Source organism: Microbacterium sp. HMH0099, from assembly GCF_049384025.1.
GTDB lineage: Bacteria > Actinomycetota > Actinomycetes > Actinomycetales > Microbacteriaceae > Microbacterium.
The window spans coordinates 528,275-550,792 of record NZ_JBMRJR010000002.1; the positions used below are offsets into that span (position 1 = coordinate 528,275).

Annotated in this window: 21 protein-coding genes and 1 tRNA gene; 7 read left to right on the forward strand and 15 right to left on the reverse strand. The window is 71.7% G+C overall.

The genetic code is table 11. The features are described from left to right. The first annotated feature begins 1 nt into the window (after window position 1). Window positions 2–1,675 carry a sensor histidine kinase gene (locus ACO03V_RS06255; RefSeq protein WP_423136994.1) on the forward strand — a complete coding sequence of 558 codons (1,674 nt, stop codon included), beginning with the start codon at window positions 2–4 and terminating at the stop codon, window positions 1,673–1,675. A 373-nt stretch (window positions 1,676–2,048) separates the two neighbouring features. Here the strand turns inward: ACO03V_RS06255 and groL are convergent, their stop codons facing one another. From groL to ACO03V_RS06280, 5 genes are all read right to left on the reverse strand, one after another. Then, window positions 2,049–3,668 (reverse strand): chaperonin GroEL, encoded by a 1,620-nt coding sequence (gene groL, locus ACO03V_RS06260; RefSeq protein WP_367726221.1) that lies wholly within the window; start codon window positions 3,666–3,668, stop codon window positions 2,049–2,051. Between the two features lie 171 nt (window positions 3,669–3,839). After that, window positions 3,840–4,043, reverse strand: a complete 204-nt coding sequence (locus ACO03V_RS06265; RefSeq protein WP_367726220.1) for a cold-shock protein — start codon at window positions 4,041–4,043, stop codon at window positions 3,840–3,842. Window positions 4,044–4,266: 223 nt separating this feature from the next. Then, window positions 4,267–4,854 carry a LytR C-terminal domain-containing protein gene (locus ACO03V_RS06270; RefSeq protein ID WP_423136995.1) on the reverse strand — a complete coding sequence of 196 codons (588 nt, stop codon included), beginning with the start codon at window positions 4,852–4,854 and terminating at the stop codon, window positions 4,267–4,269. Between the two features lie 62 nt (window positions 4,855–4,916). Next, window positions 4,917–5,171 carry a DUF3263 domain-containing protein gene (locus ACO03V_RS06275; protein ID WP_423136996.1) on the reverse strand — a complete coding sequence of 85 codons (255 nt, stop codon included), beginning with the start codon at window positions 5,169–5,171 and terminating at the stop codon, window positions 4,917–4,919. Between the two features lie 9 nt (window positions 5,172–5,180). After that, entirely contained in the window at window positions 5,181–6,173 is a 993-nt protein-coding gene (locus tag ACO03V_RS06280) for a DUF2332 family protein (RefSeq protein WP_423136997.1), read from the reverse strand. Window positions 6,174–6,247: 74 nt separating this feature from the next. Between ACO03V_RS06280 and msrB the strand changes: the two genes are divergently transcribed. Both msrB and ACO03V_RS06290 read left to right on the forward strand, forming a co-directional pair. After that, window positions 6,248–6,667 (forward strand): peptide-methionine (R)-S-oxide reductase MsrB, encoded by a 420-nt coding sequence (gene msrB / locus ACO03V_RS06285; RefSeq protein WP_367726215.1) that lies wholly within the window; start codon window positions 6,248–6,250, stop codon window positions 6,665–6,667. Continuing rightward, window positions 6,664–7,233 carry a nitroreductase family protein gene (locus ACO03V_RS06290; protein ID WP_423136998.1) on the forward strand — a complete coding sequence of 190 codons (570 nt, stop codon included), beginning with the start codon at window positions 6,664–6,666 and terminating at the stop codon, window positions 7,231–7,233. The genes msrB and ACO03V_RS06290 overlap by 4 nt, the downstream gene beginning before the upstream one ends. Window positions 7,234–7,274: 41 nt before the next feature. On the opposite strand, the gene ACO03V_RS06295 is transcribed toward ACO03V_RS06290, so the two are convergent. Further along, complete coding sequence (locus tag ACO03V_RS06295; RefSeq protein ID WP_423136999.1) at window positions 7,275–8,213, reverse strand: DMT family transporter; 939 nt, start codon at window positions 8,211–8,213, stop codon at window positions 7,275–7,277. A gap of 204 nt (window positions 8,214–8,417) precedes the next feature. On the opposite strand from ACO03V_RS06295, the gene ACO03V_RS06300 reads away from it, so the two are divergent. Continuing rightward, window positions 8,418–10,325, forward strand: a complete 1,908-nt coding sequence (locus ACO03V_RS06300; protein ID WP_423137000.1) for an alpha-amylase family protein — start codon at window positions 8,418–8,420, stop codon at window positions 10,323–10,325. Between the two features lie 48 nt (window positions 10,326–10,373). Here the strand turns inward: ACO03V_RS06300 and ACO03V_RS06305 are convergent, their stop codons facing one another. The 4 genes from ACO03V_RS06305 to ACO03V_RS06320 form a co-directional block, all read right to left on the reverse strand. Next, a complete protein-coding gene (locus ACO03V_RS06305; protein WP_423137001.1) occupies window positions 10,374–12,014 on the reverse strand; it encodes a hypothetical protein in 1,641 nt (546 codons plus the stop codon). 270 nt (window positions 12,015–12,284) lie between these two features. Continuing rightward, a complete protein-coding gene (locus tag ACO03V_RS06310) occupies window positions 12,285–12,914 on the reverse strand; it encodes a hypothetical protein (RefSeq protein ID WP_423137002.1) in 630 nt (209 codons plus the stop codon). 78 nt (window positions 12,915–12,992) lie between these two features. Next, a tRNA-Thr gene (locus ACO03V_RS06315) sits at window positions 12,993–13,068 on the reverse strand. Between the two features lie 189 nt (window positions 13,069–13,257). Beyond that, complete coding sequence (locus tag ACO03V_RS06320; protein ID WP_423137003.1) at window positions 13,258–14,208, reverse strand: DsbA family protein; 951 nt, start codon at window positions 14,206–14,208, stop codon at window positions 13,258–13,260. 235 nt (window positions 14,209–14,443) lie between these two features. Between ACO03V_RS06320 and ACO03V_RS06325 the strand changes: the two genes are divergently transcribed. Together ACO03V_RS06325 and ACO03V_RS06330 are read left to right on the forward strand one after the other, a co-directional pair. After that, window positions 14,444–15,547: an ABC transporter ATP-binding protein gene (locus tag ACO03V_RS06325; RefSeq protein ID WP_367726207.1), complete on the forward strand. Its 1,104-nt coding sequence runs from the start codon at window positions 14,444–14,446 to the stop codon at window positions 15,545–15,547. Between the two features lie 83 nt (window positions 15,548–15,630). After that, window positions 15,631–16,953 carry a DUF4032 domain-containing protein gene (locus ACO03V_RS06330; RefSeq protein ID WP_423137004.1) on the forward strand — a complete coding sequence of 441 codons (1,323 nt, stop codon included), beginning with the start codon at window positions 15,631–15,633 and terminating at the stop codon, window positions 16,951–16,953. 200 nt (window positions 16,954–17,153) lie between these two features. On the opposite strand, the gene ACO03V_RS06335 is transcribed toward ACO03V_RS06330, so the two are convergent. From ACO03V_RS06335 to cysS, 3 genes are read right to left on the reverse strand one after another with little or no spacing between them, the layout of a single operon-like run. Then, window positions 17,154–17,795 carry an NAD(P)-dependent oxidoreductase gene (locus ACO03V_RS06335; protein WP_423137005.1) on the reverse strand — a complete coding sequence of 214 codons (642 nt, stop codon included), beginning with the start codon at window positions 17,793–17,795 and terminating at the stop codon, window positions 17,154–17,156. A gap of 21 nt (window positions 17,796–17,816) precedes the next feature. Beyond that, window positions 17,817–18,818, reverse strand: a complete 1,002-nt coding sequence (gene rlmB, locus ACO03V_RS06340; RefSeq protein ID WP_423137006.1) for a 23S rRNA (guanosine(2251)-2'-O)-methyltransferase RlmB — start codon at window positions 18,816–18,818, stop codon at window positions 17,817–17,819. After that, window positions 18,811–20,199, reverse strand: coding sequence for a cysteine--tRNA ligase (gene cysS, locus ACO03V_RS06345; RefSeq protein WP_423137007.1), 1,389 nt, complete (start codon window positions 20,197–20,199; stop codon window positions 18,811–18,813). The genes rlmB and cysS overlap by 8 nt, the downstream gene beginning before the upstream one ends. A gap of 82 nt (window positions 20,200–20,281) precedes the next feature. Between cysS and ACO03V_RS06350 the strand changes: the two genes are divergently transcribed. After that, the gene (locus tag ACO03V_RS06350) at window positions 20,282–20,740 is read left to right on the forward strand and encodes a GNAT family N-acetyltransferase (protein ID WP_423137132.1); all 459 of its coding nucleotides are present in this window, start codon (window positions 20,282–20,284) and stop codon (window positions 20,738–20,740) included. Window positions 20,741–20,760: 20 nt separating this feature from the next. On the opposite strand, the gene ispD is transcribed toward ACO03V_RS06350, so the two are convergent. Both ispD and ACO03V_RS06360 read right to left on the reverse strand, forming a co-directional pair. Beyond that, window positions 20,761–21,954: a 2-C-methyl-D-erythritol 4-phosphate cytidylyltransferase gene (ispD, locus tag ACO03V_RS06355; protein ID WP_423137008.1), complete on the reverse strand. Its 1,194-nt coding sequence runs from the start codon at window positions 21,952–21,954 to the stop codon at window positions 20,761–20,763. 31 nt (window positions 21,955–21,985) lie between these two features. Beyond that, a complete protein-coding gene (locus ACO03V_RS06360; protein WP_367726201.1) occupies window positions 21,986–22,468 on the reverse strand; it encodes a CarD family transcriptional regulator in 483 nt (160 codons plus the stop codon). Window positions 22,469–22,518 lie beyond the last annotated feature (50 nt).

Genomic DNA, 22,518 nt, shown 5'->3' on the forward strand with positions numbered 1-22,518 from the left:
GATGGTGTTCCTGCGCACGACGCTCGTGAACAGCCTGGACGAGCAGCTCGGCCAGCAGGCGGCCAGCAGCGTCGCGAGCAGCGTCTTCACCTGGTCGGAGGTGGACGGCGAGGTCGCCTTCACGCAGGTCGACAACGTCGCGCAGATCGGCTCGATGGTCGCGGTCTACGGGCCGCCGGACGGGGAGCGCAAGGCGTTCTACAACGGCACCAACGCCAAGGGTCTGCCGCAGCTGCCCGAGACGTACCCGCTCGAGCAGATGTACCTCGACCTCGGCAAGCGGATCGATCTGGAGAACCCGGACACGGGTGAGCACTTCCTCGCCCGCGTCGACCTGCTGACGATCAACGGGACCGTCTACACGCAGATGGTGATCCAGCCGCTGGCCCCCACCGATCGCATCGTCGCGGCGTACGTCGGCATCTACGGCTTCGTCGCGCTGCTGATCCTCATCGCCAGTGCCCTCTTGACGCGGTGGCTGGTGACGTTGACGTTCCGCAGCCTGGGCCAGGTGGAGACGACGGCCATGGACATCGCCGCGGGCGACTTCAGCCAGCGCCTCACCGACATCGTGCCCGGCACCGAGGTGGGACGCCTCAAGACCGCCATCAACGCCATGCTCACGCGCATCGACGGCGCCCTCGGGCAGCGCGACGCGACCGTGCGGCAGATGCGGCGCTTCATCGGCGACGCCAGCCACGAGCTGCGGACGCCGCTCGTGACGATGCGCGGGTATGCGGAGCTGTACCGCATGGGCGCGATCCGGTCCGAGCAGGACGTGTCGCAGTCGATGGAGCGCATCGAGAAGGAGGCGATCCGGATGGGCGCGCTCGTCGAGGACCTCCTCGCGCTCGCGCGCCTGGACGAGCGCCGCGACGTCACGATCATCCCGTTGGACCTGCGACCGATCGCGCGCGACGCCGCGCTCGACGTCCGGGCCGCCGCCCCGCAGCGCGAGGTGACCGTGGACGACACGACGACGCGCGACGCCGTCGTGCTGCCGGTCATGTCGCTCGACGGCTCGGCGCTCCCGGCATCCGATTCCCGCGACACCCCGGCGGAGGAGGGTCCCGCGCCCCGCCGGCGGCCCGCGCCGGCGACCTCGGCGATGGCGATCGCCCGGCTGTCCCGGTTCCGCCGTCGCCCCAAGGAGAACGGCGAGACCGGCCCGGTCGACGCGCCCGCGTCGGGGAGCGGGACCTCTCCGGCGATCCTGGGCGCGCCCCGCCCGGCCCCCATCGTCCTCGGCGACGAGAACCGCGTGCGACAGGTCGTCACGAACCTCCTCGGCAACGCGCGGCGCTTCACGCCCGACGACTCCCCCATCGGCCTGAGGGTGGGAGTGGATGCCGCCGCCGACATGGGATGGATCGAGATCATCGACCACGGCGAGGGCGTGCCGGAGCAGATCCGCGAGCAGATCTTCCAGCGGTTCTGGCGGGCGGACACGTCCCGCACCCGCGAGACCGGCGGGTCCGGGCTGGGCCTATCGATCGTGGCGTCCATCGTCGACCTGCTGCACGGCACGGTCGAGGTCGTCGACACCCCGGGCGGAGGGGCGACGTTCCGGGTCTCGCTGCCGCTCGCGCACCGCCGCGAGGCCGCCGAGCACGCGTCGATCGAGACGCAGCCGCTGGAGCGCCTGCCCGAGGACGCCCCGCCCCCGCAGGCCTGACCCCGCGCTCTCCCCCGCCGCGTCGTTCCCCCCGCCGTGTCGCGCTGCCCCGCACGGGCGCTGACATGGCGCAGATGTACGCGGAACGCCCCGCGGGGCGTACATTTGCGACACCTCACGGCCCGTCAGAAGCCACGCTAACGTGGCGCAGATGCACGCGGGGAGCCCCGCGGGGCGTACATCTGCGACACCTCACGGCCCGTCAGAAGCCACGCTGAGGTGGCGCTGATGCACGCGGGGAGCCCCGCGGGGCGGACATCTGCAACACCTCACAGCCCTGCGGCGGGCGCGCTGACCCGGCCCGGCGGCACCGTCCCGGAACGGCAGAACGCCCCCTCCCGGAGGAGGGGGCGTTCAGAACCTCAGGCGTGGATCAGAAGTCCATGCCACCCGTCGGGTCACCGGCGGGGGCGGGGTTCTTCTCCGGCTTGTCGGCGACGACGGCCTCGGTCGTGAGGAACAGACCGGCGATCGACGCGGCGTTCTGCAGAGCCGAGCGGGTCACCTTGGCGGGGTCGATGATGCCCTGTGCGAACAGGTCACCGTACTCGCCGGTCGCGGCGTTGAGGCCGTGGCCCACGGGCAGCTCCGAGACCTTGTTCGCGACGACACCGGGCTCGAGACCGGCGTTGAGCGCGATCTGCTTGAGCGGGGCCTCGATGGCCACCTTGACGATGTTCGCGCCGGTGGCCTCGTCACCCGAGAGCTCGAGGTTGGCGAGAGCGGTCTTGCCGGCCTGGATGAGCGCGACGCCACCACCGGCGACGACACCCTCTTCCACAGCAGCCTTGGCGTTGCGCACGGCGTCCTCGATGCGGTGCTTGCGCTCCTTGAGCTCGACCTCGGTCGCGGCTCCGGCCTTGATGACGGCGACGCCACCGGCGAGCTTGGCGAGGCGCTCCTGGAGCTTCTCGCGGTCGTAGTCGCTGTCGGTGTTCTCGATCTCGCGACGGATCTGGGTCACGCGACCCTCGATCAGCTCCGACTCACCGGCACCCTCGACGATCGTGGTCTCGTCCTTGGTGATGATGACCTTGCGCGCGCGGCCGAGCAGGTCGACGGTCGCGTTCTCGAGCTTGAGGCCCACCTCTTCGGTGATGACCTGGCCGCCGGTGAGGATCGCGATGTCCTGCAGCTGCGCCTTGCGACGGTCGCCGAAGCCGGGAGCCTTGACGGCGACCGACTTGAAGATGCCGCGGATCTTGTTCAGCACCAGGGTCGCGAGCGCCTCGCCCTCGACGTCCTCGGCGATGATGAGGAGCTCCTTGCCCTCCTGGATCACCTTGTCGACGATCGGCAGAAGGTCCTTGATGTTCGAGATCTTCTGGTTGGCGATCAGGATGTAGGGGTCCTCGAAAACCGCCTCCTGACGCTCGGGGTCGGTGACGAAGTAGGGGTTGATGTACCCCTTGTCGAAGCGCATACCCTCGGTGAGCTCGAGCTCGGTGCCGAAGGTGTTCGACTCCTCGACGGTGACGACGCCTTCCTTGCCCACCTTGTCGATGGCCTCGGCGATGAGCTCGCCGATCGCGGGGTCGGCGGCGGAGATCGACGCGGTCGCGGCGATCTGCTCCTTGGACTCGACCTCCTTGGCGGAGGCGAGGAGCTCGTCGGTGACGGCCTTGACGGCCTTCTCGATGCCCTTCTTGAGCGAGATGGGGTCGGCGCCGGCCGCGACGTTGCGCAGGCCCTCGCGCACGAGCGCCTGAGCGAGGACGGTCGCGGTGGTGGTTCCGTCACCGGCGACGTCGTCGGTCTTCTTGGCGACCTCCTTGACCAGCTCGGCGCCGATCTTCTCGTACGGGTCGTCGAGCTCGATCTCCTTGGCGATCGAGACACCGTCGTTCGTGATCGTGGGGGCGCCCCACTTCTTCTCGAGCACGACGTTGCGACCGCGGGGGCCCAGGGTCACCTTGACGGCGTCGGCCAGCGTGTTGAGGCCGCGCTCGAGACCGCGACGGGCCTCTTCGTCGAAAGCGATGATCTTTGCCATAAGTGTGTCGTCCCTCCCGGACGGATGAACCAGATTTTGGCACTCGACGAAAGCGAGTGCTAACTCATTCTGGCACTCGCCCCTAGGGAGTGCAAGCCGCGCCACGCGGGCGGACGACGACGCCGCGGCATCCTGTTCCGGATGCCGCGGCGTCGAGGTGAGGGTCGGGAGTCAGGCGGTCAGGCGCACCGACTCGGCCTGCGGGCCCTTCTGCCCGGTGCCGATGGTGAACTCCACCGACTGGCCCTCCTCGAGGACACGGAACCCCGACATCTCGATGTTCGAGTAGTGCACGAAGACATCCTGACCGTCTGCGACGGTGATGAATCCGAAACCCTTCTCGGCGTTGAACCATTTGACGGTGCCCTGCGTCATGCGAATCTCCTGTTGCTGAACGACGAGGTCATCGTATGCACGCACAGGCGCCCCGAACCGGGCCGGAAGGCCATTGTTGACGCGGGTGCCGCGAGAGATTTACCGCCCCGAAACACGGGGCCTCGCCCGAGGGGATGAGAGGGATGCCAGGGCCCTTCCGGCCGCTGGAGGTCGACGGTCGACGCCCCTCTCCCCGGTCGCGACGGACGCGCGGGGCTCCCGCTCAGGCGGCCGGCGCCGCGGGGACGCGATCGAGCCCGATGACGACGACGAGCTGTCTCGTCTGCGCCTCGTCGTCGGGGGTGTTGGGGTCGTCCGCGGGCTGCAGGAAGTCGTTCTGCGCGATCTCCGCACCGCCGATGGCCTGCGCCAGGCCGAGCGCCGCCGCCTCGTCCTCCGGACGGACGTAGTAGACGGTCGTCGTCGCGAAGTCCGTGCTGTCGGAGTCGCCCGTCACCACGGTGTCGCCCGACCACCCGGCGGCGACGATCTGGTCGCGCAGCTGGGTGGCGAGCCCGTCCTGGCCGGTGCCGTTGAGCACGACGACCGAGAACGACGTGTCGACCACCCCCGCCACGGTGGGGGTCGGCGTGGGCTGCGCGATGCTGTCGTCCCCGCCCAGCGAGATGCGGCCGGAGGCGACGAGCGTGCCGAAGATCCCCACGGCGATGAGCACGACGGTCAGGACCGCCGCCCAGAGGAAGACCATCCAGGCGCGGAGCCCCGGGTTCTCCGCGCGGTGGGCGCCGACGCGTCCGGAGTCCGTCGACAGGTCGTCGAACCGATCCCGAGGGAAAGTCGATCTGGCCATTGGACGATGCTATCGGTCGTGCCTACGGGCGCCCGTCGCGCCCCGATCCGCGCGTGCGGTCGTCATCGCGCCGCGGTTCGACCGAGACGGGCCTCGCGCGACGCGGCCGCACCGTCGCGGGCGCGCCGGAGCCGGCGGACGAGCATGGGATCGGCCGCGAGGGCGTCGGCCGTGTCGATCAGCCGACCGAGCAGCTGGTAGTAGCGCGCCGGGGCGAGGCCGAACTGCGCGCGGATCGCCTCCTCCTTGGCACCGCCGTGCCGACGCCACTCCGCCTCGAAGGCGAGGAAGGCGCGGTCGCGGTCTGTCAGAGGCACGCTCCGACGCTACTGCGGCGAGGGAGAGGATTCCGGATGCCACGCCACCGACGCCCCGAGCGGGTCGACGGCCGCGAGCACCTGCCCGTCGAGGGCGAGAGCGAACCCGCCCGGCCACGTGTCGGCGACGGGGGCGAGCCCGTCGTGCAGGCCGACGGGGTCGATCGTGATCCACCGGCCCGCCGCCCGCGCCGCTGCGACGACGTCCGCCCGGTGCGGAGCGGGGACGTGCGGGAGGACCCCTGGCGTCGTCACGACGAGAGTGGCACCGGCCGGTGCGCGCGCGGCCAGCTCCGGCAGAGCCGCCGCGCCGTCGCCGCGGACGAGGAGCGGCGGGTCCGCCGCGGCGATGTCCAGAGCAGCCTCGACGCGTTCGCGTCGCCCCGTCTCCCCCGGCCACACCAGACCCGTGAGCCAGGCCCGCGTGTCCGCCTCCCGCGGGTCGAGCGGGTTCAGGTCGATGCCGGCCCGCCAGACGACCTCCGGCAGCCGCAGCGCCGGCTCGCCGGAGAGGACGGCCTCCAGCACGACGGGGCTCTCCCCGCCGGGCGGATCGAGTCGGCGCACCCGCCCGTCGGCGGCCGTGTAGCGGTACGAATAACGGTCGGGGTACAGGCACAGGCCCGCGCTCGCCCCGACCTCCAGCAGGGCGATCGGCCCGGGGATGAGCGCGAGGGCGGGCAGCAGCGCCGCGCAGCGCAGCGGCTCGTTCGTCTGCACGCTGCGCCCCGCGCACTCCGCCCCGACCTTGTCCGCGTGACGGCGCACCCACTCCGCCCAGGCGCCGAGGTCGTCCTCCGGAGCCCCGAGCAGCCGCATGACCGCGAAGACCAGCGGGGGTTGACGACGGTTCGCCGGCACGGCGGTCAGCGCCTCGGCGAGCCCGCGGTCGTCGGCGATCGCCTGCGCCCACGCGCCGTACAGCACCGACCGGCCGGGGGCCTCGTCGCGCGCGAAGCGCGCGAACCGCGCGGCGACCGCGGTCGCGGCATCCATGTCCATCCGGCGATTATGCCGTCGGTGCGCCTCCGCCCGACGCGAGACGAGAGAATGGTCGTCGGAGAAAGGAAGTCCCCATGTCTTACGCCGTCGAGAAGTCCGACGACCAGTGGCGTGCCGAGCTCACGCCCGAGCAGTACGCGGTGCTCCGCCAGGCCGGAACCGAGCGCGCGTGGACCGGTGAGCTGCTCGACGAGAGCCGCGCCGGCCTGTACACCTGCGCCGCCTGCGGCGCGGAGCTGTTCCAGAGCGGGACGAAGTTCGACTCGCACTGCGGATGGCCGAGCTTCTACGAGTCGGTCCGCCCCGAGGCGGTCGAGCTCATCGAGGACAACAGCCACGGCATGCAGCGCACCGAGGTCCGCTGCGCCAACTGCGGCTCGCACCTGGGGCACGTCTTCCCCGACGGCTTCGGCACCCCGACCGGCGACCGATACTGCATGAACTCGCTGTCGCTGAACTTCGCCCCCGCCGACGCCCCCGCGAACGAGGCATGAGCGCCCTCGAGGCGATGCGCGACCGGCGCTCCTGGTCGAAGGTCACCGACGAGGCGCCCACCGGACCGGAGCTCGAGGCGTTCGTCGCCGCGGCCGGTCGCGTCGCCGACCACAAGTCGCTCCGTCCCTGGCGTCTCATCGAGATCCGCGGCGCCGACCGCGATGTCCTGGCCCGCGCGCTGAACAAGGCCGACGGCAAGAAGGGCTACTCCTCCAAGCCCCGTCGCGCGCCGCTCATCATCGCGGTCGTGGCCGACCTCGGCTCGAAGAAGATCCCCGCCTGGGAGCAGGAGGCCGTGGCATCCGGTGTCGCGCACATGCTCAGCCTCGCGCTCGACGAGGCGGGCTTCGGCGTGTTCTGGCGCACCGACGACAACACCCGCAGCAAGACCCTCGCCAAGGCGCACGGCCTGTCGAAGTCCGAGGTGCTCCTCGGCTGGCTGTACGTGGGAGGCAAGCCCCCGCGGTCGCGTCCCGTCCGTCGGAAGACGGTGGATGCCGCGAAGCACCTGTCCCGGATGCCGTCCGGCCGCCGCCGGTCGAAGAAGAGCGTCGGCGCGGGCTGACGCGCTTCGCCGGGCGACCGGCGCGCCGGCGACCGCCCGATTCAGCCGCGGCGGCGCCAGGGCACGGCCGCGACCGCCACCCCCGCGATCGCCACGGCGGCGGCGATGATCGCCACGAGCGTGGAGGGCGCCGCGGGGGCGGGCCACAGCGCGTCGAGCACGACCGAGGTGGCGAGCAGCCCCACGACGGAACCGAGGCCAAGCAGCAGCACGCCGGTGCGGCGCACCACGATCGCGGACAGGAAGATGTACGTCACCCCGACGGCGCCGCCGAGGTAGAGCCACGGCTCGGGCGGGAGGGCGTCGGGGAGACCGGTGAAGGCCGCGCGCACGACGGCCGCGAGAAGCAGGACGGCCGTCCCGCCGATGAAGTTGACCAGGGTGGCGGTCAGGGGGCTCTCGACGCGGACGCGCAGGCGCCCGTTCGTCCCCTGCTGCCAGGCGACGCCCGCACCGGCGATCGCGGGGACGATCAGCATCCAGACGGGCACGCCGCGGACGTCGTCCCCCGCGAGGCAGACCACGACACCGGCGATGGCCAGCAGTGCGCCGACGAGACGCCCCGGGGTGACGGGCACGACGCCGGCCGGTCCATAGCCGACCCGGTCGAGCACGAGTCCGCCGGCGGTCTGGCCCGCGACGAAGCCGACGGTGAACAGGGCGACCCCGATCGTCGCGACCGTCAATCCCTGACTGGCGACGGTGAAGGCGCCGACGAGCCCGCCCAGGAGCATCCACGGCGGGATGCGACGGTCCCGGATGCCGCCCACCAGACGGCCGAATCCGCGGCGCCCCTCGGGGACGAGGGCGGACAGGACGATGAGGGTGAGCAGCCCGGAGCCGAACGAGATGACGCCGGAGTAGATGCCGTCGCCGATCTCGGCGCCGAGCGTGCCGTTGATCCGGGCCTGCAGCGCGGTGAGGGCGCCGATGAGGACCGCGCCGAGCACGGCGATGCCGACCGTCCGTCGCTCGTCCACCGGCTGTCCTTCCCGGCCGCTGCACGCGCGAGGGCCATCGAGAATGCTACGGCCCGGGCGGCTCTCGTCCGTCGCGACGGCTTCTCGCAGAATGCGTCCGCGCTCGCTGGATCTCGCCCGGATCCTGCGCGTTTCGCGTGATTCTGCGAGGAACGGGTCGCCGCGGGACGTCTCCGCGCGTTGAAGTCGCCGGGGAGGGCGTCGATGCGCCAGGGTGTGGGTGTGCCCCAGCTCCGTGCCGACTCCGCCGCCGACGTCTCCCGCATCCTGCGCGCGGCCCGCGCCGCCGGCGCGGACCGTTCCTTCCTCTCGCGGGCCGAGGCGCAGCTGCCGCGCCTCCACGACCTCTTCCGCCGGCTGTACGGCGAGCGGACGGACGGCGCCGAGCGGCTGGCATCCGTCGTCGACCTCGCGCGGCGATCCTGGACCGAGCGGCCGGCCGAGCTCCGCGCCCTCGACGACGCCCGTGCGGCGGATCCGACCTGGTTCGAGAGCGAGCGGATGCTCGGAGGCGTCTGCTACGTCGACCGTTACGCCGGTGGGCTCCGCGGCATCCGGGATCAGATCCCCTACTTCCGCGAGCTGGGGCTGAGCTACGTGCACCTGATGCCCCTGTTCGAGAGCCCCGAGGGCAACAGCGACGGCGGGTACGCGGTGTCCAGCTACCGGCGGGTGAACCCGCGGCTCGGCACGATGGCGGACCTGGCGGACCTGGCCGGGGAGTTCCGGCGCGCAGGGATCTCGCTCGTGGTCGACTTCATCTTCAACCACACGAGCAACGAGCACGAATGGGCGCAGAAGGCCGTCGCCGGCGTGCCGGGGTACGAGGACTTCTACCTCATCTTCCCGGACCGGACGATGCCCGACGCCTACGAGCGGACCACCCGCGAGATCTTCCCCGACGACCACCCCGGCTCGTTCGTGCAGCTGCCGGACGGGCGGTGGATCTGGGCGACTTTCTACCACTTCCAGTGGGACCTCAACTATGCCGAGCCGGCGGTCTTCGAGGCGATGGCCGGGGAGATGCTGTTCCTGGCGAACCAGGGCGTCGAGGTGTTGCGGATGGATGCCGTCGCGTTCATCTGGAAGCAGCTCGGGACGACCTGCGAGTCGCTGCCCGAGGCGCACCTGCTCCTGCAGGCGTTCAACGCCGTCCTTGCGATGGCCGCCCCCGGTCTGCTGTTCAAGTCGGAGGCGATCGTGCACCCGGACGAGGTCGTCTCCTACATCTCGCCCGAGGAGTGCCAGATCTCGTACAACCCGCTGCAGATGGCCCTCACCTGGGAGGCGCTCGCCACCCGCGACGGTCGGCTGCTGCAGCAGGCGCTCGAGCGGCGCCACACTCTGCCGGCGGGCACCGCGTGGGTCAACTACGTGCGCAGTCACGACGACATCGGCTGGACCTTCGCGGACGAGGATGCCACCGAGCTCGGCATCGAGGGGTACCCGCACCGCCGGTTCCTCAACGACTTCTACGTGGGCCGCCACGACGGCACGTTCGCCCGCGGGGTCCCGTTCCAGGAGAACCCGCGCACCGGCGACGCCCGGGTCACGGGCACGACCGCCTCGCTCGCCGGGATCGAGGCCGGGGACGCGGGCGGCGAGGACCGCGTGGTGCTCGCGCACGCCCTCGCGCTCTCGACCGGCGGCATCCCGCTGCTCTATCTGGGCGACGAGGTCGCCCAGCTCAACGACTACTCGTACGCCGATGACCCGCATGAGGCGGGCGACAGCCGGTGGGTGCACCGCCCGCACCGACCCGAGCAGAACTACGCGGACCGGACGGATGCCGCCACCCCGGCCGGTCGTGTGTTCTCCCGGCTGGCGCGGCTCATCGCCGTCCGCCGCGAGACACCGGAGTTCGCGGGGAACACGCTGATCGGGTTCGGCACCCCCGTGGCCTCCGTGGTGGGATTCCTGCGACCGGGTGTCGGATCCGCGGTGCTGGTGCTCGCGAACGTGGCGGACGGGGCGGTCCACGTCGACGCGCTCACGCTGTCGGGCCTGGAAACGGATGCCGTCGACCTCGTCTCGGGCGAGGACGTCGGGGTGGCCGGCGGCCTGGACATCCCCGCGCACGGGGTGCTCTGGCTGCGCGTGACGCTGCGCTGAGCCGCACTCCGACGACGCGCCGCAGCGGCGGCGAGGAATACGCGTCGATCACCCGAGGGTCGCTCCGGTGCGCCGCGCCTCCGTCGCCTTCGCGACGTCGATGTAGGCCGGCGTGAACGACAGCGTCACGGCTCCGTCGACGGCGACGGCGTCGCCGTAGATGTCCCGCATGCCGGTGATGCGCTCCCCGTCGGCGACGACGGCGCTGACCGGGAGCGACACCGCGCCGTCGCCGGCGCGCGCACTGCGCAGTTCGTCCGGATAGGGGTCGATCTGCTCGGGTGTCGTCCAGGCCACCAGCCGCGTGCGCCCGCCCCCGGTGAACCGGAAGACGTCCACGTGACGACCCCCGTCGTCGAAGGAGCGGACGGAGTGGAATGCGACGCCGGCGAGCTCCCGACGCAGTCGGGCGAACGCCCAAGCGACGGGCTTCGGACGGTCGGCATCCGACGCGTTCCCGCGCAGCACGAACAGGCCGAAGTTGTTCTCGGTGCCGCCGGGGTCGTCCCACCAGGAGTCGACCATGTTGTACCAGAACGCGCTCGACACGTTGGCGAACTCCTGCGCGCCCACGAGAAGGTGCACGAGCGCCATCGCCTGCGCGTGCAGTGTGCGGACCCAGGCACCGTTGCCGCCGGTCGGATCGGGGACCACCCGTGACCAGCCCGCCTCGGTGAACGCCACCGGGTGCACCGCGCCGTTCACGGCGACCATCTTCTTGTTGAGGGCCTTCATGAGCGCCCGGAACTGCCGCGGCGACTGCTCGTAGGGGTGCGCGCTGATGGCGTCGCAATGCTCGAGTCCGCCCTCCTCGATGAACTGCTTCCAAAACTCGCCGGCCGTCTGCACACCGGTTCCGACCGCCCCGGGCGTCAGCACCTGTACGTCCGGGAATTCGTCGGCGATGGCGGTGTAGGCGGCCCGGAGCAGGGGCAGGATCGTCCGCGCGTCCGCGTCGGGCCACCAGCCCGAGTTGAACGAGGCGCTGTTCACCTCGTTCCACAGCTCGATCGCGTGCACCTTGCCGGGGTAGCGCCGGAGCGCCGCCAGCACGAAGTCCGTGAACCCCGTCACCTCCTCGTCGGTCCGAGGGAGGCGCGTCAGCCCCTTCTGCGAGGAGTCACCGCCGTTGTACAGCGGGTTGTTCTGCATGAAGCGGAGGGTCAGGCGCAGGCCGTGCTTCTGACACAGCTCGACGATCTGGTCGGTCCAGGTGGAGAACGCGTACTCGCCGCGCGTGGTCTCGATGACCGACCACGGGAGCGTGTCGAGAAGCGCCCCCATCCCCAGCGCTCCCATCACCGGGATGAGGTCGTTCGGCGTCTCCTTGCGTTGCGCCACCTGATCGGAGTCGTCGGAATGCGGGAAGAGCGTCACTCCGCCGAAGAAGTCGTCCGCCGCGGGCGGGGTCTGCACGATCATCGGCACGACCGCCTGTCGGGATCCGGATGCCGCCTCGACCCGGACGTAGCCCGGCGCCCACGCCCGCGGCTCGAGGACGATCGTGGCCGTGCCGCTCTCCGACGCGGGCGCGACCCCGGAGGCGACGACGACGTCGTCGGGGAAGCGCCGGACCGTCCACTCGACGGGTCCGTCGACGCCGACGAGCGGCAGGGAGATCTGCGGCCGTGCGGTCGTCGGCTCGGGGAAGACGAGAGAGCTCGTGGCGAAGCGGAGGACGTCGCTCACGACGCGTCCCGGTCGTCGGTCTGCGGGCAGGTGATCATGGCAGGCTCCGTCCCCGTCCCGGCGGGACGATCCAGGCGATTAGAACCGCACGGAGGACATGCATACATGTGAAGCCGCGCGTGTGCGATCACCCTAGGAAGGGCATTCCGAGGCCTGCAACGAAATTCACCCGCCGGCGTTCCGGGGACGGACCGGACGCCGGAAACGCTCGAGAAGCCATCCGGATCGGCGAACGGCTTCGCTCCCGAACGGGATGCCCGCTGCGTGCCGTCAGGTCGCGGGTCGGAGGAGGGAGAGCTGGTCCCGGACGACGGCCCATCGCACTTCGTCGCCCGCGAAGTGGTACGTCGCCCCCCACCCCTCGTCATCCGCCCAGCCGTCCTCCGCCCGCAGACCGAACTGCACCCCGTCGGAGACGTCGATGCGCTCATACCCGGCGTCGACCAGCGCGCCCTGCGCGGCCTGCGCCGCGGACTCATCGATCCGCGCCCACGCGAGGTCCAGCACGTTGTCCGTCGCCACTTCCGGGCCCGCTCCGAAGCGGCAGCTCAGCTGGCCGTCGGGCGCGCCGCCGGGGAAGGAGTCGAAGGGGCTGTGCCCCATCTTCTGGCCGGCCATGTTCCAGCCGACCCACCCGTTGTCCGTCACATCCTGCGCGAAGGCGGGCGTGATGATCTCGTCGCACGACGTGTACGAAGCGGAGGCCTGTCCATCGCTCGACGGGGTGCCCGTCGGTGTCGCGGTCGGAAGAGCGGACGCGGAGATCGACGGCGTCGGGGAGAGGGATGTCGACGGCGTCTCGACGTCGGCGCCCGGAGCGGACGGCGCGGCGCACGCCGAGAGACCCAGCACCCCCGCGGCGAGGACGGACAGGGAGAGGAGGGCGAGACGGCGAGCCATGTCCCGAGCCTAACGGGCCCGGTCGACACCGCGTCCGCGGGCGACGCCTCGTCGATCTTCCCGGCCACGCGGCATTCGTGGTGCCGGCTACAGGACTTGAACCTGCAACCCCCGTATTACAAGTACGGTGCGCTACCAATTGCGCCAAGCCGGCAGGCCACCCAGTCTAGCGACGGCGGCACCCTGCCCCCGCCCGCCCACCACCGGCGGCCCCGTCGAGCCCTGAGTTGGCGCACATGTACGCCGCGCAGCGCGCACGGCGTACATCTGCGCCAACTCAGCGACGAGACAAGGCGCGCGTCAGGTCGCAGGCGTCAGTGCGCGGGGCGTCGGAGGGCGCGCGTCAGGGAGCGGGCGTCGACGACGGGACGGCGGTGGCCGTCGGCGTCGGGGTCGACGTGTAGTACGCGTTGCTGTCGAGGGTCAGCACGAACTGCGCGAACTCCTTCGGGTCGCTCAGCGCGCCGACGTACTTGGTGCCGTTGACGAAGACCGTGGGCGTGCCGGACAGGGTCTCGCCGTCGGTGTCGGGCAGGCCCTTGATGGCGCGGTCGGTCGCCGCCTTCGCCCACGAGGTGAAGGTCTCGTCCTCGATGCAGGAGCGCACGTCCGGGCTCGCACCGGCGCCCTGCGCGAGGTCGGCGAGCTCCTCGTCGTTGTAGCCGTCGCTGTCGACGGCGGGCTGCTTCATCAGCAGCTCGTGGTTGAACGAGAAGAAGTCGTCCGGGTCGTGCGTGGCCACGCAGGCGGCGGCGCTCGCGGCGCGGAGGCTGTACTTCGTGCCGTTCGACTTCGACGTCAGCATCGCGACCGGGTAGTAGGTGAGGGATGCCGCGTCCTCGGCGACCCACTTGGAGAGCTGGTCGGCGTTGGCCGACTGGAACTCCTTGGCCTCCGCGGAGAGGTAGTCGACGTAGACCCGGATGTCCACGGGCGCGGCGGTCCCCGTCGGCGCGGGGGTCGCGGCGGCCGGCGTCTCGGTGGCGGCGGCCTCGGCCGCGGGGGTCGCGGCGGGCGTGGCCGCATTACCCTCGACGCTCTGGTCGACCATGGGGTCGGCGACGCCGGTGGCGGCGGTGACGACGAAGCCGTCGTTCGCAGCCTCGGGCAGCGCCTGCGAGCGCGAGCCGTCGGAGGAGACCGCCCAGGTGACGCCCACGGCGCCGGCGGCGACCACCGCGACGCCGAGGATGCCGACGATCGACCGGCGGGCGATCCGGGCACGCGTCTGGCGCGCCTTCACCTGCTGCGCCTTCTCGCGCACCGCCTCCCGGCGGGCACGCTCGGACGGCACGTTCGGTGACTGATCGTTGGACATGGAACCTCTCGGGCGCGCAGCTTCCAGGGGGAGAATCGACGGGTCGCGCGGGGAAGCGACCGACAACCGATGCTAGTTCGACAGGCTGAGAAAACCCGGGACACATGCCATACTGAGCCTGCGCTCACTGTCGCGCGCGCGGGGTCGCCCCCGCTCATTCCATTCACTACGGATCGTCCGGCACGTACCTGCCGGTGAAGGAGAAGAGAACATGGCGTCCGTCACCTTTGACAACGCAACCCGTCTGTACCCCGGAGGCACGCGCCCCGCGGTCGACAAGCTCAACCTCGAGGTCGCCGACGGCGAGTTCCTCGTCCTGGTTGGCCCGTCCGGCTGCGGCAAGTCCACCTCGCTGCGCATGCTCGCCGGCCTCGAAGAGGTCAACTCCGGCCGCATCCTGATCGGCGATCGCGACGTCACCGACGTGCCGCCGAAGGACCGCGACATCGCGATGGTCTTCCAGAACTACGCGCTGTACCCGCACATGACGGTCGCCGAGAACATGGGCTTCGCCCTCAAGATCGCCGGCGTCGGCAAGGACGAGCGCGCCGCCCGCGTGCTCGAGGCCGCCAAGCTGCTCGACCTCGAGCAGTACCTGACCCGCAAGCCGAAGGCCCTCTCGGGTGGTCAGCGTCAGCGCGTCGCGATGGGACGCGCGATCGTCCGCCAGCCGCAGGTGTTCCTCATGGACGAGCCGCTGTCGAACCTCGACGCCAAGCTCCGCGTCCAGACGCGCACCCAGATCGCCTCGCTGCAGCGCCGCCTCGGCGTCACCACGGTCTACGTCACCCACGACCAGACCGAGGCGCTCACCATGGGCGACCGCATCGCCGTGCTCAAGGACGGCATCCTGCAGCAGGTCGGCACCCCGCGCGACCTGTACGAGACCCCGAAGAACGTCTTCGTCGCCGGCTTCATCGGCTCGCCCGCGATGAACCTGTTCCCGGTCGACCTGGCCGAGGGCGGCGTCCGCTTCGGCGACCTGGTCGTCCCCGTCGAGGCCGACACCATCGGCAAGGCGCACGGCAGCGAGGTCACCATCGGCGTGCGTCCCGAGGACATCCAGGTGGCTCCGGCCGACGGCCGCGGCCTGTCGGTCGTCGTCGACCTGGTCGAGGAGCTCGGCGCCGACGGCTACCTGTACGGTCACACCGACATCAACGGCAAGCGCACCGACATCGTCGCCCGCGTCGACGGTCGCCGTCACCCCAACGCGGGTGAGACGGTCGTGCTCGCGCCGGTCCCCGGTCACGTGCACGTCTTCGACCTCGAGTCGGGCGACCGCCTGACCGACAAGGCCATCGCCTCGGCCTGACCCGACGCACCGCTGCGGCGCGTCTCCGTTCTCCGGATCCGATCCGGGCGGAGGCGCGCCGCACTCGTTCTCCCGGAGGCATCGTGCCCGAATCGCTCCGCATCACCGCCAGCACCGTCGACCCCGGACTCCTGCAGCTGCCGTGGTCCACGGGTCTCGCCGACTGGCCGAGCACCCATATCGTCGCGCTGCCGAAGGGCATCTCGCGTCACCTCGTCCGCTTCGCGAACCTGTCCGGCCGCGTCGTCGCGATCAAGGAGACGACCGAGGAGATGGCGCGGCGCGAATACGACATGCTCGGCAACCTGGACCGGCTGGGCACGCCCTGCGTCGAGCGGGTCGCCGTCATCGCCGGACGGACGGATGCCTCCGGCCGCCCCCTGCCGGCCGCCCTCGTGACGGCGCACCTCCGCTTCTCGCTCCCCTACCGCGCCCTCTTCACCCAGGTGCTGCGGCCGAACACCGCCACCCGCCTCGTCGACGCCCTGGCGGTGCTGCTCGTGCGCCTGCACAACGTCGGCTTCTTCTGGGGCGACGTCTCGCTGTCGAACACTCTGTTCCGCCGGGATGCGGGCGCCTTCGCCGCCTACCTCGTCGACGCCGAGACGGGCGAGCTGCACGGCAACACCCTCAGCCGGGGTCAGCGCGCGCACGACCTCGACGTCGCCCGCACGAACATCGCGGGCGAGATCATGGACCTCGAGGCCGGCGGGCGCCTGGAGGGCGGAGTGGATGCCGTCGCCGTCGCCGACGGACTGGTCTCGTCCTACGACTCACTGTGGGCCGCCCTGACCGACCGCGAGAGCTTCGCCGTCGACGAGTCCTGGCGCATCACCGAGCGCGTGCACCGCCTCAACGCGCTGGGCTTCGACATCGGCGAGATGTCCATCACCACGGCATCCGACGGCACGCGTGTGTCGATCCAGCCGAAGGTCGTGGACGCCGGCCACCACCAGCGTCGGCTCCTCCGGCTCACCGGTCTCGACGTCGAGGAGAACCAGGCCCGTCGCCTGCTGAACGACCTCGACGAGTTCCGGGCACGTGTGTCGCGGCTGGGCGCGGACGAGGAGATGGTCGCGCACGAGTGGCTGACCCGCGTGTTCGAGCCGATCGTCATGGCGATCCCGTGGGACCTGCGGACCAAGCTCGAGCCCGCGGAGGTCTTCCACCAGGTGCTGGAGCACCGGTGGTACATGTCGCAGGCGCGCGGGCGGTCGGTGCCCCTGGCGGAGGTCGTCACCTCCTACATCGACGACGTGCTCAGCCACCGCCGCGACGAGGCCACCGTGATGGGCCCGCCGACCGACACGATGTCCGTCCCCGTGGTCTCCGACGCCGACGCCCCGGCGACGGGCGAGGTCCCCACGACCGACACCGCGAACGTCGACTGGCGCGACCTGGTCTGACGCGGCACCCGCGCCGCCCCGCACCCGCCCCGCACCCGCCCGCACGGGGTGTCCCACGTCGTGCAGGAATCGCGCCCCGAACCAGCACGGAGTGGGACACGCCCGCCCGGGCTCGCGGCGCGACGCCGCACGGCAGACGACGGAGGCCGTGGCATCCGGAATCGATCCGGGATGCCACGGCCTCCGCGTGCGCCGCCGGGTCAGTATCCGACGGTGAAGCGCTCCCGCTCGTGCTTCGGGTTCTCGATCTCGTCGAGGACCGCGATGGCGAAGTCGGCGCCGCCGATGGACGACTCGCCGTTCTCGTCGACGACGAGCACCGCGCCGCCGTCGCGGTAGCGGCCGGTGCGCTCGCCCGGCGCCCACGCGCCGAAGGCGCCCGCCGGGTGCACGTAGAACCAGTCGCGGCCGGTGTCGTCGGCCTGCAGGTCCTCCAGGATGCCGATGGCCTCGCTCGCCTCGGGCTTGTACTCCTCGGCGAACCCGTCCGTGTCGATCAGCCGCGGTCCGCCTTCGGCCACGAGGGAGCCGCCGGCCCCGCCGATGACGCCGAGGCGCACCGTGTCGGGGAGGGCGGTGACGAGCTCGGCGATGGCGGGACGCAGCTTGCCCGCCATGTCGCCGCGCGGCGCGACGGCCGAGACGACCACGTCGACGCCCTCGAGCTGGGCGACGAGGCCGGGCACGTCCAGGACGGTGCCCTCCAGGTACGTGGCGCCCTCGACGCGCTCGGCGGGAACCGAGCGGGCGACGGAGACGACCGTGTGGCCGCGACGGACGGCCTCCGTGACGATGTGGCTGCCGGCGTAGCCGGTGCCTCCGATGACGGCGATGCGGGGCATGGTGCGTCCTTTCGGTGGGGGTCAGTCCGCGGCGGCGCGGAGCGTCGAGACCTGGTAGAGGGCGACGGATGCCGCGATGCCGGCGTTCAGCGACTCGGTCGCGGTCGAGATCGGGATCGACACGACCTGGTCGCACGTCTCGGTCACGAGGCGGGACAGGCCCTTGCCCTCGGAGCCGACGACGATGACCACCGGGCGGTCCGCGAGCTCCAGGGCGGGCAGCGACACGTCCCCGCCGCCGTCCAGGCCGAGCACGAAGACGCCCTGCTTCTTGAACTCCTTCAGCGTGGCCGTCAGGTTCGCCGCGAGCGCGACGGGGATGCGGGCGGCTGCGCCGGCGCTGGTCTTCCAGGCCGCGGAGTTCACGCTGGCCGAACGGCGCTGCGGGATGATGAGGCCCTGACCGCCGAAGGCGCCCGTGGAGCGGATGATCGCGCCGAGGTTGCGCGGGTCGGTGACCCCGTCGAGGGCGACGAGCAGGGGCAGCTCGTCGCGGTCGATGATCTCCTCGAGCAGGTCCTGCGGGTGCGCGTACTCGTACGGCGGCACCTTCAGCGCCACGCCCTGGTGGACGCCGTCGAAGCCCGCCATGCGGTCGAGCTCGGGACGCGTCACCTCGAGGACCGGGATGCCGCGGTTCGTGGCGATCGACAGCATCTCCTTGACGCGGTCGTCCATCTCCACGCGCTGCGCGATGTAGAACGCCGTCGCGGGGATCTTGGCGCGCAGGGCCTCCAGCACCGAGTTGCGGCCGGTGACCGTCTCGGTGTCATCGCTCTGCTTGGGGCGGGCGTTGCGGTTCGGCGAGCCGACGGCGCGGACGCCGGGCTTGGCCTTCCCGCCCGCGGCGGCGTAGCGCTCCTGGGCGGCCTTGCGCTTGCCGGCGGGGTGCCAGGCGCGGTCCTCGGCCTTCGGGGTGGGGCCCTTGCCCTCGAGCGCCTTGCGGGAGTGCCCGCCGGTGCCCTTCAGCGGGCCCTTCTTCTTGCCGGGGTTACGTGCGCCCGGGCGTCCTGGCTTAGGCATTGATACTCCAATGGGTTCCGGCCGGAGTGTCCTCCAGCGTGATTCCGGCGGCGGCGATGGCGTCGCGGATGCGGTCCGCCGCTGCCCAGTCCTTGTCGGCGCGCGCCTGCGCGCGCTGGTCGATCATCGTGCGCACGAGGGCGTCGAGAGCGGTCTCGGCTCCCCCGTCGGCGGCGGTGAGGTCGGTGGCATCCAGTCCGAGGACCGTGAGCATCGCCGACACGGACCGGGATGCCGCGACGGCGGCCGCGAGGTCTCCCCCGTCGAGGGCGGTGTTCCCCGCGCGGACCGTCTCGTGCAGGGCCGCGAGCGCCTGCGGCACGCCGAGGTCGTCGTCCATGGCCGCGGCGAAGGCGTCCGGTACCGTGCCCGGCGCCGTGGCCGCCGCGTCGGCGGCGCGCACGACGCGCTGACGGAACGTGTCGATGCGGTCCAGCGCGCTGGCGGCCTCGTCGAATCCGCGGTCCGAGATGTCGAGGCTGGACCGGTAGTGGGCCGCGGCGAGGGCGTAGCGGACGACGCGCGGGTCGCGCTCCGCCAGCACGTCGGCGGCGAGCGTGAAGTTGCCGAGCGACTTCGACATCTTCTGACCGTCGACGGTCACCAGGCCGTTGTGCACCCAGTACCGCGCGAAGGCGTCGCCCGCGGCGCTCGACTGCGCCAGCTCGTTCTCGTGGTGGGGGAAGCGCAGATCGAGTCCGCCGCCGTGGATGTCGAACTCGGGTCCGAGGTAGCGGCGCGACATCGCGGAGCACTCGATGTGCCAGCCCGGGCGTCCCGCGCCCCACGGCGAGTCCCATGTCGCCGAGGACGGCTCGCCCTCCTTGGCGCCCTTCCAGAGGGCGAAGTCGCGGGGGTCGCGCTTGCCGCGGGGATCCGCGTCGGCCGCCGGCTCCATGGCATCCAGGGACTGCCGCGTCAGCTCGCCGTACCCCGCCCAGGAGCGCACGTCGAAGTAGACGTCGCCGGCCGCGGCGTACGCGTGACCGCGGTCGATCAGATCGGCGATCAGCTCCTGCATCTGCGGTACGGACGCGGTCGCCCGCGGCTCGTAGGTGGGGGGAAGGATGCCGACCGCGGCGTACGCCCGCGTGAACTCGAGCTCCATGCGGTAGGCCAGCGCCCACCACGGCTCGGTGTCGGTCGCGTTGGCGAGGACCTTGTCGTCGATGTCGGTGACGTTGCGCACGAAGGTGACGCGACCGAAGCGGTGCGCGAGCCAGCGGCGCAGCAGGTCGAACGCGAGGGCGGCGCGGACGTGCCCGATGTGGGGTCCCGACTGCACCGTCGGGCCGCAGACGTAGACGGTGACGTTTCCGGGGTCGACGGGCACGAAGTCGCGCAGGGCCTGCGCCTTGGTGTCATAGATCCGGACGGTCACTTGTCAAGCTTACCGGCCGCCCCTGTCCGCTCCCCGTGGACGACATCCGGCCGTCACACGGCGTCGGTACGCTCCGACGGTGATGATCGAGATCCGCCCCGACGACCTCTCCGGCGCGCCCACGCGCGCGCTGGCCGCCGCGCACCTGGCCGGGATGCACGCCAACACCCCGGCGGAGAGCGTGCACGCCCTGGATCTGGACGCGCTGGGCGGCGAGGACGTCTCGCTGTTCTCCGCGTGGGTCGACGGCGGGATCGCCGGCATCGGGGCCCTCTCCCGGCTGTCCGAGGACCGTGCGGAGCTGAAGTCCATGCGCGTCGCCGATGCCCACCTCGGTCGCGGGGTCGGCCGCGCGATGCTGCATCACCTGGTCGCGGAGGCGCGAGCGCGCGGCATCCTGAGCCTCTGGCTGGAGACGGGGAGCACCGACGACTTCCTGGCCGCTCGTCGCCTCTACGCGAGCGAGGGCTTCGTCGAGTGCCCGGCGTTCCCGCCGTACCTGCCCGACCCGCTGTCGACCTTCATGACCCGCGCGCTCTGAGGAGCGCCGCCGGCCCGGGATCAGACCGGGACGACCAGGGCCGTCGCGAAGGCCGCGACCCCCTCGGACCGTCCGGTGAACCCGAGGCCGTCGGTGGTGGTGGCGCTGACCGAGACGGGGGCGCCGCCGAGAGCCGCCGACAGCGTCTGCTCGGCCTCGACCCGGCGTGCGGCGAAGCGCGGACGGTTGGCCTGCACCTGCACCGACACGTTCCCCACCCGCCAGCCGGCCTCGGCGAGGAGCGTCACCGTGTGGGAGAGGAAGGCGTCGGCGTGCGCGCCGGCGAACTCCGGGCGGTCGGTGCCGAAGTGCGTGCCGATGTCACCGAGGCCCGCCGCCGCCAGCAGGGCGTCGACGATGGCGTGGGCGACGGCGTCGCCGTCGGAGTGCCCGGACAGCGCGGGCTCCCCCGGCCACTCCAGACCGGCGAGCCAGAGCTCCCCCGTCCCGCCGAAACCGTGGACGTCGGTGCCGACGCCGACCCGCGGGAGGAGGGGAACGGACATGGATGCCTCCGGGCCGGCGGGCAGCAGGGCGCGGGCGCGCTCGAGGTCGGCGCCCGTCGTGATCTTGAACGACCGCTCGTCGCCGGCGACGGTGACGACGGGGTGGCCGGCCGCGGCGACGAGGGAGGCGTCGTCGGTGTGGTCGGCGTCGACCGCGGCGGCGGCCGCGGCGAGGACGTCGCGGCGGAAGCCCTGCGGCGTCTGAGCGGCGGCGAGCTCCGCGCGGTCCACGCCCTCCACGATCGCACCGTCCGCGGCGACGCGCTTGATGGTGTCGACCACGGGGACGACCGGGATCACCGCGGGGGCGCCGCCGCGGAGGGAGGCGATCACGCGGTCGAACACGGCGGGCGGAGTGAACGCGCGGGCGGCGTCGTGCACGAGGACGAGGTCCACGTCGCCCCAGAGGGCCGCGAGGCCGGCCAGCACGGACTGCTGCCGGGTGACCCCGCCGGGGACGACGGTCACGAGGTCTTGGCGGTCGCCCGCGACGGAGAGAGCCTCGGTGAGCGCCTCGCCCTCGAGCCCGGCGGGGGCCACGACGACGACCTGCGCCCGCTCTGCCGCGAACACGCCGCGAAGGGCGTGCCGCAGGATCGAGTGCTCGTCGATGCCGACGAACGCCTTCGGCCCGCCCGCGTTCAGGCGGGTGCCGGAGCCGGCGGCCACGACGATGACGGCGGTGCGCGGTGGGGGCGGAAGACTCACGCCCCCACGCTAGCGCGGGGCCGACGGGGGCTCAGGACGCGAGGACCTCGTCGAGGACGACGCCGGCGCGCTCCTCGTCGGTCTTCTCGGCCAGAGCGAGCTCGGAGACGAGGATCTGGCGGGCCTTGGCCAGCATGCGCTTCTCGCCGGCCGACAGACCGCGGTCCTGGTCGCGGCGCCACAGGTCGCGGACGACCTCGCTGACCTTGATCACATCGCCGGACGCGAGCTTCTCGAGGTTCGCCTTGTAGCGACGCGACCAGTTGGTCGGCTCCTCGGTGAACGGCGCGCGCAGCACCTCGAAGACCTTGTCCAGGCCCTCCCGGCCGATCACATCGCGAACGCCGACCAGATCGACGTTCTCAGCCGGAACCTCGATGACCAGGTCACCCTGCGTGACGTTGAGCTTCAGATACTTCTTCGTCTCGCCCTTGATGACGCGTTCCTTGACCTCGATGATCGTGGCCGCGCCGTGGTGCGGGTAAACAACGGTCTCGCCAACCTCAAAAAGCATGGAGTTATGTCCTTTCGGCAACGTCCAGGATACCACAGGCCCCCATGCGC